2 protein-coding genes are annotated in these 12,983 nt (G+C 57.7%); both read left to right on the plus strand.

The genetic code is table 11. From position 1 onward, the window contains the following. Window positions 1–367: 367 nt before the first annotated feature. On the plus strand, window positions 368–11,956 hold the full coding sequence (locus tag K8R57_01155) for a filamentous hemagglutinin family protein (protein ID MCE9586906.1): 11,589 nt from the start codon (window positions 368–370) through the stop codon (window positions 11,954–11,956). 178 nt (window positions 11,957–12,134) lie between these two features. Then, complete coding sequence (locus K8R57_01160) at window positions 12,135–12,929, plus strand: PEP-CTERM sorting domain-containing protein (GenBank protein MCE9586907.1); 795 nt, start codon at window positions 12,135–12,137, stop codon at window positions 12,927–12,929. Window positions 12,930–12,983 lie beyond the last annotated feature (54 nt).

A 12,983-nucleotide genomic window follows, 5' to 3' on the forward strand; every position in this document is an offset into this window, starting at 1 on the left:
CAAGTGCCGTCAAACCTGAAACTTGAAATCTTGAAATCTTAAAACGGAAAGGGCGTAGGTCAGGACATGGGCATCACCTGAAACCTGTGTCGGCGGATGAACTCATCGGCGGGGGGAGGGATCCAGTATTGGAATCGTTTAACTTTTTAATTGTGATGGCGTTGAATAACGATCATATATGTCGTCTATGAATTCCAGGCTCCATCAACTTCTCTCCTTGGAGAATTTGTCAATGGGCATCAAATCTTTGATTTCATTGTTTCAGAATAGGGGAAATCGGCATCTCGAACTTTTTTTACACAATAAAACCACCTTTCTGGTCGTTATATATTTTTCTGCTCTATTTCTGATAGAACCGAGCAAATCCATGGCCATCACGATGGGAGAGGTTCGTGCCGGGGTTGTGCCGGGTCAGTCTGGGGGACGCGGGTCGGCATCCAATCTCCAGAACGCGGGAGCCGCCTCTGCCGCCATGACGGCGACTTTGGCGCGGCAGTCGATCCAGAGGAGTGACACGGCGGTGGGGGCGATGAGGGCCATGCAGCAGAATGCGGCGGCCGCAGCCAGAGCGGCAGCGCGTTCCGGTAATCCCACCCTTCCCAACGGTCAAACAGTCAACGGGTCGTCTGTGATCCCGAATGGTCTGGCTGCCAACTGGCTCCATCCCCACGACGGATTCGATGGGAATGGCAAGCCTCTCACCACCTCCTGGAGGGGGGCATCCATCAACATGGCCAAGACAACACCAGCGGGTTCCTCCGCAGATCACCATGTCGAGATCACCCAGTCGGAGCAGAATGCCTACCTCTACTGGAAGAATTTCAATGTCGGGCCTCGGACGACCATCAACTTTGACCAGAGCAAGGGCGGTGTGGATGCCGGCAAGTGGATCGCCTTCAACAAGATCACCGGCAACGCCTCTCCCTCCAGCATCTATGGCAAGATCAACGCCCAGGGTCAGGTCTATATCCTGAACCAGAACGGGATCATGTTCCACAACGGCTCCGAGGTGAATGTCCACGCCTTGGTCGCCTCCACCCTTCCGATCAATCCCTACTTCGCCGGTGATCCCATGCAAGGGATCGAGGGGCGTGGCCTGCTCAACAACACCGACTACCAGTTCCTCTTCTCGGCTCTAAAACTGAAGAAGACACCGAGTTATGAGGAGATCTGGGATCCTGGAAACGGCACTCCGATTGCCGCTTCTGCAATCGGGGGCCTGAAGGTGGAAAAGGGCGCTTCGATCTCCACCGCGAAGCCTAACGGGGGAACTGGAGGGCGCGTGATGCTGGTGGGACCGAGTGTGCGAAACGACGGCACGATCTCCACACCCGAAGGTCAGACCATTCTTGCGGCCGGGCTCCAAGTGGGTGTGAATGCGCATCCCTCTTCGGATCCGAGTCTTCGCGGGTTGGATGTGTATATAGGTCGAGTTGTGGACGATGCGGACAGAACCGCGGGCAGATCATTTTCCACCGACCGATCGGGAAACCGGGTCGGGATGGTTGATAATAATGGCCTGATTGAAATGCCGCGAGGTCATGCAGCGATGGTCGGACGGGATCTGACCCAGAATGGCATCATCGACAGCTCTACCTCGGTGACGCTCAACGGACGCATTGACATACAGGCGGCTTTCAATGCCGAGGTCTCTGCAAACAAGCCTTCAGGCCTGCACTCCCCCTATTTCTACAATAGCCTTGTGGAAGAGGGAACCACGGGGTCCATTGTGTTCGGGGGCTTTACGGACGGGTTGGGAATGCGCAACGGAAGCGTGCTTCGGATCTTGCCGGAATGGTGGACTCAGGAAAAGGTGGCAACTCGCAGTCTCGCGTTACCATCTCTGGTGTCAGTGACGGGCCAAAGCATCGAGTTTGGGGCCGATACCTCGGTTCTGGCACCGGGAGCGGTGATTCCTGGCGGAAGCACGGTATATGACATGACAAAGGCGGCGAGGTTGGATGCGGATCAATCGACCTTGAAATCGTCCCTTGAGGCCGGCATCAGCCTGAGGGCTGGAAACTGGTATCGTCCCGTCGCCGATCAGGATGGAAGTCATTTCCTGCTAGGGCCATTTGGTGATCAGTCGGGGGGACGCATCACCATGGCGAATGGCGCTGTCATCAGCGCGGCTGGCTCGACGGGTACCGAGGTTCCCGTCGAGAGGAACTATGTGACTTTCGATTTGAGGGGGCCAGAGTTGGCAGACTCCCCCCTTCTGCGAAACGGACCGCTTCGGGGACGAGAAATCACTGTTGATATCCGCGTCTCGGGATCCTCCGGCGGCAAGGATTGGGTGGGTTCACCCGTCGCGGATGCGACGGGATACGCCGCCTTGATCGAGAGGGAGGTTGGAGAACTGACTGCGGCGGGAGGAAGTGTTGAAATCAGGGCGGGAGACATGGTGGATCTTCAGGTGGGATCGGTTGTCGATGCCTCCGGTGGGTGGATTCGGTTCAAGGATGGCACCAGAGCCACATCAAAACTACTTTTTGGGAATACAATCACGGACGTTTCCCAGGCACGGAACGACATTTCCTATGAAGGTATCGTCAAGGGTGCCCCGGTGCATGAGAGTGGATATCTCGAGGGAGGGGCGGGAGGCAGTATCACGATTCAGGCCCCCGCCATGAATATCTCCTCGGTTCTCAGGGGCACCGTGGTGACAGGTGCCCGTCAACTCAGGCCGGATATCTTTGGAAAAGCGGCACCGACCCCGACGCTACTCAATCTCCAGGTCTGGAACTCCGCCTGGTTCAGGAAAGAAGCCGCAGATCAGGGTTATGCCATAAGAAATTCCCCCGATGCTCCCCTTGTCACGATTGCCCCGAGGATATCGGAAGATCAGGTTTCCCGCAGTCGAATCAGGCTGGATTCTTCCCTGCTTGGAAGCGGCGGAATCGGGTCTCTGGAAATCAATAACCATGATGGTCACATTGTGCTTGCTTCGGGTTCGACCCTTTCAATGGGGACGGGTGGATCGGTGACCCTATCTGCCGGCAACATCGATATCCTCGGGTCGATCGTTGTTCCGGGCGGCGACATCAGCCTCAAATCGTCTAATCTTGGATACTCCATGTTGAACCGCTTGCTGGTTGAGGAGCGGTTTCTTTTCCAAGGCGAGCCCGGCAAGGGTACCGTCACGGTCGGTTCATCCTCTCGTCTTTCAACGGATGGTAGCGCGGTGATGGGTTATTCCCCGATGGGGCAGGCCTATGTAGCTGATGCAGGGGATATCACGATCCAGGGATACAATGTGTTTTTGGAGAGAGGATCATTGCTTGGAGCCTCGGGGGGAGCGTTGATTGGAATGAACGGATTCACGGGCATTGCCTACGGGAGTGCCGGGAGCATTTCGATTTCGGGTGGTCAGGATGCCGACCACCCCACGATCCATGACGGCGATCTCCGGTTGGGGGCTCAACTCACAGCTTATGCCGGTGTGGGCTCTCGTGGTGGAAGTCTGGAGATCAATGCCCCTGCGATTCAGATCGGTGGAACTTCAGTCGGGGAAAGGACGCTTCTCTTGGATAGCTCATTCTTTAACAACGGAGGAATCTCCGAATTTTCGCTCGGTGGTCTTGGCATCGGTCAGGATGGGGAAGGCTTTGATAAGGAAATCGCGGGAGTGAGGGTGGTTGATGGAACGCTGATCCAACCGGTGATCAGTAACAGGATTTACAACTACACCGGCACCAGTCGCCTGATAACCCTTCCACGCTTTCAGAGGGAAGCTGTCTCCCTTGAGTTGTTATCAAAGGGACTGAAGTTGGAAAAAACCGTCGTCGTTCAGGGGAAAGTCGTCATCGAGGAGAGAGCCTCTGTCTTCCTTGATCCATTTCTCCAGTTGCCGTATGCAGGCGCATCGGTGCCCACCGTTAAGGCCGGATCACTGGTCATTTCCGGAAGAAATTCGATGGTCAACGGATTTTTGACGGCTCCGGGTGGGGATATCTCGATAAGCGGTGCCGCAAGTTATCCCGACAACTATCCCGGAGGAGTTGCTCCCTTTGCATTGCCCACCCTCCGGCTTGGAAGCAAGGCCGTGGTCTCGACCTCCGGGATTGCCGCAAGGATTGCCGATCCGAGGGGACTGGGAAGAAATCTTGGGGCAGTACTCTCGGGTGGTCATGTCGTGTTGTCGGGTAATATCGATATAGCCGAGGGATCGCGAGTCGATGTCTCCGGAACATCGGCCGTTCTCACGGTTCCGACTCCAAGAGGAGCAAACCGTTCCCTCTATTTAGATTCACGGATCGAGAGTGCGGGAGGGAGGATCGAACTAAAAGCTTCCGAGTATCTTGTGGTGGATGGAACTCTCCTTGGCAAGAGCGGCGGAAATTCCGCCGCCGGTGGTTATCTCGAAGTCTCTTCTGGTAGATTTTATCCCGATGGCATCCTGGCCGATCCCAGGGACATCAGCCTCGAGATGTTTCAGACGAGGGAAGCCATGGCGAGGAGGGTGGAGTCTGATCGTGATGCGGCAAAGTCGCTCGGATATTTCGCGGCGGAAACCGCGATGCAGGGTGGCTTCGACGGGTTGGAACTCGATGGGAATGTCCGCTTCAACGGTGATGTCTCGATCGGGATCGACGGAATTCTCAGGGCCGCCACGGGGGGGGTGATCTCCGCAGACGGTGCGGTTGTCCTTCGGGCAAACCATGTCGCGATCGGCATGCCAATGCAGGGACCGATGGCCTCCGGGGATCCCCGGATCAACAACGTCTTCGGATTGGGCAATGTCTACGAGGCCCCCTCCGGGGGTGCTGGATCGATCGTGGTCGAGGCTGACTCCGTGGATGTCGGAAATCTCCTCTTCAGGAACATCGGGACGGCAACGATTTCCGCAGGTAACGGGGAAATTCGTGGGGCAGGGGCGCTTTCTCTTCGCGGCACCCTTGTGATGAAAGCCGCACGGATTTATCCCGCGACCGCATCGCGATTGTGGATCTCTGTCTATGACGGGGTCGTGCCGGGTTCGATCACGGTGCAGCAGTCCGGTTCGGTTGCGGGTCTTCCCCTCTCTGCCGGAGGCACCCTTTCGCTCCACGCCTCCTCCATCACCCAGAACGGGACGCTTCTTGCCCCGTTCGGAACGATCAACCTCGGGTGGGACGGCACGGGTTCCTCTCCCATCGATCCAATCACGGGAGCAGGAACCTCTGATCCGAAAACACCTGCGGCGGCATCACTGCCCAAGGCCTCCTTGGTGACGCTCGAATCGGGACGCACCTCTGTCTCCGCCGTCGATCCGGACACGGGAAAGGGAGCCGTCATTCCCTACGGCCTAATCATGAACGGGACGCAGTGGATCGATCCCTCTGGCAATGACATCTCCTCCTCGGGCCTTCCGGCCAAGGGGGTCAACCTTTCCGCGGCTTCCGTCGTCACGGCTCCAGGAAGTGTGATCGATCTTCGCGGAGGCGGTGAGGTTACGGCCTACCAATGGATCAAAGGGCTCGGCGGAAACGTCGATATCACCTCTTCAAAAAGCGGAAGCTATGCGATCCTTCCCGGTTATGAATCAGCATTGGCTCCTGTTCTAGCGTTTGCAGATGCCGGCAAGACGGGAGGGGATTCCGGTTACACATTCGATCTGGGGACCGGAGACCGGATTTCTCTTTCCGGAGGTTCGGGGTTGTCAGCCGGAACATACACGCTCCTGCCGGCCCGTTACGCCTTGCTTCCAGGAGCGTTCCTTGTCAGCCCTACGGGCGATGCCCGCGAACTGCGTCCCGCGAGCATGAAGCTTCCGGGCGGTGAATCCCTTGTGGCCGGTTATCGTTTCAACACACTCGGATCGGCTTCCCAAGCACCCGTCATCGAATCCCTCTACAAGGTGACCCCCGCATCATCCCTTGCGCAAATGGCCGAGTACCTTGTCAGCACCTCTTCATCATTCCTACCCAAGGAACGCGCGGCATCCCCTGTCAAGGATGCCGCACAACTGGTGATCAACGCGACCTCGGTGATGGACCTCAGGGGGGGTGTGAGAGGTGCTGCTGGCCCCGGCGGATCCGGCGCTATCATCGATCTTGCCAGTTCCCGGAATTTCTCAATCGGCAGGGGCGCGAACCCAACCGACATTTCGTTGGATCCTTCCGTGCTGAGTTCCTGGAGCGCGGGCAGTCTCCTTGTCGGCGGGACGCGCCAGATTTCCCAGGTGGGAACCTTGCTGAAGGTTTCCACCGCCTCCATCAGCGTGGATAATGCCGGATCCGCTCTCACGGCTTCAGATCTCATCCTTGCCTCACGCGATGGCATCTTCCTTGGCAAAGGGGCCGAGATCAGGGCTGTCGGGACGAGTCCGACAGATCCGGTTTCAGTCCAGGGCGACGGAACCCTGCTACGTCTCAGTGCCGGTACGGGTTCCATTGTCACCCGCACCGGAGTAACCCCAAACGTCATCACCGGATACAGGGTTGACGATGACGTCGTGTTGTGCGGTGCCTCTGTCATTCTGGATTCCTCAGGAAAGGCTTCAGTCTCTTCAAGGGCTCAACTGGATGGAGATTCCCTGGCTTTGTCTGCGGGAAGAATCGCCGTTTCGTTCGACGGGAAGACGGATTCCGATGCCATGAATCTCACGGGTGATCTCTTGACCGGGCTCTATGCGGCGAGTGAACTCGGCCTTGCCGGTTATTCGCAGTTGTTGTTTTCCGGCAACGGCACCCTTGGTTCCCTGGACTTGAAATCCCTTGTCCTGGATACCCCTCTTATCAGGGGGGATGGTGCGGCCCGGGTCGGGATCCAGGCAGCGCATCTGGTGATGCGGAACTCCACGGGAATGATCGGAGTGGTGCCACCCCTCGGCACGGGATCCGGTCAGCTTGACGTTTCGGTCACCGATCTGGAATTCGGATCGGGGAAGATAGATTTCACCTCCTTTGGTAAAGTGTCGTTCAAAGCGGCCGGAGGTGTCGCCGCTGATGGCGCGGCTGATGTCCGGATTGGGGGTAACCTGGACATCGAAACTCCGTTCCTGACCGCCTCCTCAGGTTCCGACTTCTCACTGGGTGCTTCCGGAAGGTTTGTAATTTCCCGGGCTGCGGGTCTGGTTTCGGTGCAGAGAGAGGGTGCGGGAGCCTCCGTCAGACTGCGCGGAGAGAGTCTTGCGATCGCCGCCCCGGTGATCGCACCCGCCGGCTTGATCTCCATGGATGCCGGTGCCGGGGGGCTCACCATCTCCTCGACTATCGATGCGGCTGGGACCACCAAGAGATTCTTCGACACATCACGGAGCCTCGATGCGGGCAAAATCAGTATCGCCTCGGGTGGTGACTTGATACTCTCGCAGGGTGCTCTTTTAGACATTAAGGCATCTTCAGGAGGTGGATCCGCCGGCACCCTCTCCCTCTCCCTTCCATCAGGTAATCTGGAACTCTCCCCCACGGCCGCCCTCTCCGCTTCAGCTTCTTCGGAGGGAAAGGGCGGAGCTTTTGTCGCTGACCTTAGTGGCCCGCCCTCCGGGGGACTCGATCCGCTCGAAACCCGCCTCACTGCATCAGGATTCACCCGTTCCCGGGATGTGAGGATCCGGAATGGGGATGTCACTGTCGCGGGTGCCAAGGCACACTCCTATTCCCTCACCGCGGACTCCGGCAGCATCACCGTGACGGGCCTCATCGACGCATCGGGCGAGACTGGTGGGAAAATCGGCCTCTTCGCCGGAAAGAGCGTCTTGATCAAGGAAGGCGCGACATTGGATGCCAGCGGGGATGAATTCGACTCGGCCGGGAAGGGGGGATATGTCACCTTGGAAGCGGGGAACAATGCCTCGCTGGGTTCTGCGGGCATTGCCGCGACGGGCACTTCCGGATCCTTTGCCGGTAATGCCTGGGTCGTGGATCTTGCCGGGGGATCCTTGATCGACCTCTCCGTGGATGAGGTCCCGGGGCTGGGGCAGTCGGCGGGACGACTTCACCTGAGAGCGCCCCAGACTGCCAACGCTTCCGATGTTCAGGTGAACCCCATCGGCGGGGAGATCAAGGGGGCTTCGGCCATCGAGGTCGAGGGTGTGTTCCGTCAGGATGCCGCTCTCGCAGGGATCGCTTCGATTGATTCCAGCGCGCCGTCGTGGAACAACACGACGAGCTACACTGCGGGGACTACAGTTCTTTTCAACGGGTTACTGTACACTGCCAAGGTTTCCACGAGGAACAATACTCCTCCCAACACGACCTTTTGGAGTCCCTCCACGGACACGAGTTTCAAGCAGAAGGCACTCAATAATGCCTCCGCGTTCATGGCGAATGCGGGCGGCGCGAGCGCACGGATTCTTTCCGCCATTCCTGCTGATAAGAAATCTCTCTTCCAGATCAATCCCGGAGAGGAGATCATCAATTCCAAGGGAGGTCTCCTGCTCAACAATGATTGGAATCTCTCGACGGCGCGCTACGGGGAGAGCCTCAGTGTGCTCAACAATCAGGGCAACCCGACAGGCGCGACCACCCGCAGGAACGCGGGATTCCTGACACTGAGGGCCAAGGATGACATCACCTTCAATGGAAGCCTTTCCGATGGTTTTGGCACGAGTGTCTCAGGACTCTATTTTGCACAGCTTCTGCCTTTGGTGAGAGACGGGCAGGGGGTGACCTTGAGCCAGTCCTCCTGGTCGTACCGGATTGCCGCAGGCGGGGATTTCAATTCCGCCGATCCGCTTGCCGTAAACGGAAACGGTACCGGTTCCGTCAATGTTGGCAAACCGACGAAGAGCTCCAATGCGATCAGGCCGTCGACATCCGACGGCAATGCGCTCAACTCCTACACTCCCGACGCGCTGGCCGGAAACTATCAGGTAATCCGCACCGGCACAGGGGACATCTCCGTTGCCGCAGGAGGTGACATTCGGCTGCAGAATCAGTTCGCCACGATCTACACGGCCGGTGCCCGCACCGCCGATCCGAGGCTGGGCGGCACTTTCGATCCTAGGAGTATTGATACCAGCAGGGGGCAGACGGGACCGTTCGGGAGATACCAGCAACCCGCCAATTATGCCCCGCAATACTCGCTTGGCGGCGGCAATGTCAGTCTCTCGGCCGGCGGCGATATCGAGCATGTCCAGTTGGCTTCTGATGATTCCTATATTCCCGATTCATCGCGCCAGATGCCTGTCAACTGGCTCTCGCGTCGGGGTCAGACGGACGGAGATGGCAACTGGATGACCCTTTACAACGGTGAAGTCGCCACGACGACCTGGTGGGTGAATTTCGCGAACTTCTTCCAAGGAGTGGGCGCCCTCGGTGGAGGGAATGTCTCGATGCTGGCCGGCGGGAATGTCAGCAACGTCGACGCCGTGATCCCGACCCAGGGACGCGTGACGGCAAGGGATCTGTTCGGAAAACTGCTTGCACCATCCGATGGAGTGCTTGTGGAGACAGGAGGCGGCGATCTCACGATCGAAGCCGGCGGGAACATCGATGCGGGGGTCTATTACGTGGAGAGGGGTGATGCCACAATCAAGGCTGGTGGTGACATCATCAGCAACAGGACTAGGGATGTGGAGGGGCGGTACCTCTCCTCCTTGATCGAGACTAGCTTTGCCGACAGGGCAAATCCCGCTCCAGAGAGTTGGCTTCCCACCTCTTTCTTCCTTGGCAAGGGAAGCATCAAGGTTACTGCCGGGGGGGATGCGCTTTTAGGTCCCGTCGGAAATGTTTTTCTGTTGCCACAGGGGATCAACGACGGTCTTTTCACCCAAGGAGGCATCCAAGTCTATTTCAGGAACTATTTTTCCACCTATGCGCCTGAGAGCCATATGAGTGCCGTGTCTCTAGGTGGCAACATCACCTTCCGGACCCAGTTGCTCGATCTGCCTGCCTTTCAGAAGTGGATGGTTGCCGATCGGACAAGTGACAGCGTGAGTCCTTCCAATCCCGGCAAGCCAGGGGACTATCAGCCATGGCTTAGAATCGCAGAGTTTGTGGCCGAAGCTCCCGATCTTGGGAGTGCCGCATCTCTTCTTCCTGCCTCCATCAATCTGGCCGCCGTCTCGGGTAGCATCGATCTGCAGGGGAATCTGACACTCTCCCCCGCGGCGAGAGGTGGTCTCTCTCTGCTTTCGGCCTCCACGATCAATGGCGTCTCTCGTCAGCAGGAGGGTGTCCGGTGGTCCACCTCCGTGATCAATATCTCCGATTCCTCCCCAGCCCTGCTTCCCTCGGTCAGGGCGCCCCTCTCCGCCGCTCTCCTGAGGAACGACCCCACGTACAACTACCTGACTTCTCCGTCTGTTTTTCTGAGGGAGTTCTCTTATTCGCTTCAGGAAACGGCCTCCTATACCGGCGCCAATGCAGCCCTTCAGGGGAAGATCGCCCGGCATGATCAGGGCCTCCTGCATGCCGGGGATCCAGATCCGGTGAGGATCTATGCCCTCGGAGGCGACCTTTCGGGGCTTGGGGTTTTCTCCCCCAAGGCGACGAGGGTTCTTGCCGGCGGTGACATTGCCGACCTCTCTCTTTCCATTCAGCATCTCTCTTCTGCTGATCTCAGTGTCGTTTCGGCTGGAGGGGACTTGCGTCCCTTCGATGAGAACACCCCTCGCTTGGAGGAAGCCTCGAAGGAACTTGACCGGTTCAACCAACCTGCGGACTGGGCTTACAGGGCCCAACCCCGCAGCGGTGACATCCAGATCAGCGGCCCCGGAATGTTGCAGGTTCTTGCCGGCGGGGACATCGATCTCGGGACGGGCGACGTCAACTCAGACGGCACGGGGGTGGGCATCACCAGTATAGGCAATGCCAGAAATCCTGCCCTGCCCTTTGATGGTGCCTCGATCATCGCAGTCGCGGGGATGAGTCTTCCCTCAGGACTTGGAAGCGGGGATCTCCGTAGCGTCGATCTCCTGGAATACTTCGCTCCTGTGGATGCCGCCGGGAGCTATTTCAGTCAACTCATCCCCATGTTGAACTCTCAAGGTGATTCTCTCCTTGCCGCACGGGTCGAAGACGCCGGATCTCTTGGTGGAATCCTCCGTCTTGGGATGGACGATGAGTCCATGGCGCGGATCGCGCTTTCCCTGTTCCATGTCGTTCTGAGGGACTCGGGGCGTGATCGGAACGATCCCGCTTCCCCTGACTACGGCACTTACAGGAACGGGCTTGCGGCGATTGACCGTTTTCTTCCCGCCGGAAGCGGTCATGGAGACATCATCCTGAATGCCCGTGACATACGGACCAAGAGCGGTGGCGGAATTGATCTGGTTGCGCCGCGAGGGGGGATCTCGCTCGCAAACTACTCCATCAGTGAAAGCCTCACTCCTCCCGGCATCGTCACCGAGAGCGGGGGAGGAGTGAATATCTTTTCCAGGGATGATGTCTCGCTTGGTATCGGCCGCATCTTCACTCTCCGTGGGGGAGATGTCATGATCTGGTCCGACAAGGGGGACATTGCGGCCGGATCCTCCGCCAAGACGGTCCAGTCGGCTCCCCCGACGCGGGTTCTGATTGATCCTCAGAGCGGTGCCGTGGAGACGGACCTTGCGGGTATTGCCACGGGCGGTGGAATCGGCGTTCTGGCCACGGTGGCCGGGGTGGCGCCGAGTAATGTCGACCTGATCGCACCGACGGGTGTCATCGACGCTGGAGATGCGGGTATAAGATCGACCGGCAATCTGAATCTTGCGGCCCGGAAAATCCTCAATGCTGACAATATCCTTGCGGGAGGCGTGACGGTTGGGGCTCCTCCACCTGCTGCTCCGGCAGCAGCGCCTCCGGCATCCGTTCCTCCCGCCGCTCCTCCCGCGGGTGCCGTTACTGCGGCTGCAGTTGCGAATAATGCCGCAGAGAATTCCGTAGGCAGGAATGCCCGCAACGATCAGGCTGATTCGGCCCCATCCATCATTTCGGTCGAGGTGCTCGGCTATGGTGGAGGAGATGGGGATGGTGACGATGAGAAGATCGAAAAATCCGTCAAGCAGCAGGAATCGGAACAAGGGACGAAACAGGCCGCTCTGTGATATGCGAAGAGCCACTGGAGGATATCCAACAAAAATTAAAAAACGACTAGACAGGTCGCTGAATACTCAGTAAATCATAAACAACGATCAATCGTATCGCATATAGAAACGACAAAAAATTTTCCATGACCCGACATCGGGAGTTGGCACAACGCAACATCAACACCACGCAAACATCATGAAACCAAACTTAAAAAACCCTCTGAGGGTCGCAATCGCCGTGACGGCGTTCGCCTTGGGTGGAATCACCTCACAGGCCCAAGTCCTTAACGACTGGGTCTCCAGTGACCTCTTGATCGGCTTCCGCGCAAGCGGAGGAACCGGATCCAGCGATTCCTACCTGATCAACATCGGGCAGGGATCTCTTTACGATACCAACAAAGGAAGCTTCCCACTCAGTCTAGGTAACGTTGGCTCAGACTTGGCCGCTAAGTATGGTAACGACTGGTATTCCCGAAGTGACCTCTTCTGGGGAATTTTCGGAACCTCAACCAACACCGTCCCCATCCTCTACAGTTCGGTGGCTAGGACCAACTCAAATGTCCAGAGCACGCCTCCTCCAAATGTGACATCTACCGCTGGCACCGCTACGCAGATCACTTCCGTGACGTCTGCTTTCAACTTGCTCTCTGCCACGGCCAACAGCACCAATGCGGCTTTCCAGCCCAATACAGCCAGTCCCTCAAGCTATAATTATCAGGTGACCCAGAGTGGCACTGATTTCGGCTCGGTCAGCCAATGGAATGATATTCAGGGAAATCTCAACCAGATTCTCGACCTCTACAGGCAGAGCACTAACGCACCCTCCTGGCGCGGTGGCTTCTCACTCAATAATGCGGGGTTGATCGCTTTCAACCCGACGATTGTTCCCGAACCCTCGACCTATGCATTGTTGGGTATTGGAGCGGTCCTTCTCGGTGCGGCCTATCGACGCAAGGCAAACCCCAAAGAATCCTCAGGATTCCTCTTTTAACAACGAATGCGCAAATAACAGCAGCATAGAAAAATACATAGAAATCGATAACCA

The organism is Verrucomicrobiota bacterium (assembly GCA_021413925.1).
GTDB lineage: Bacteria > Verrucomicrobiota > Verrucomicrobiia > Chthoniobacterales > UBA6821 > UBA6821.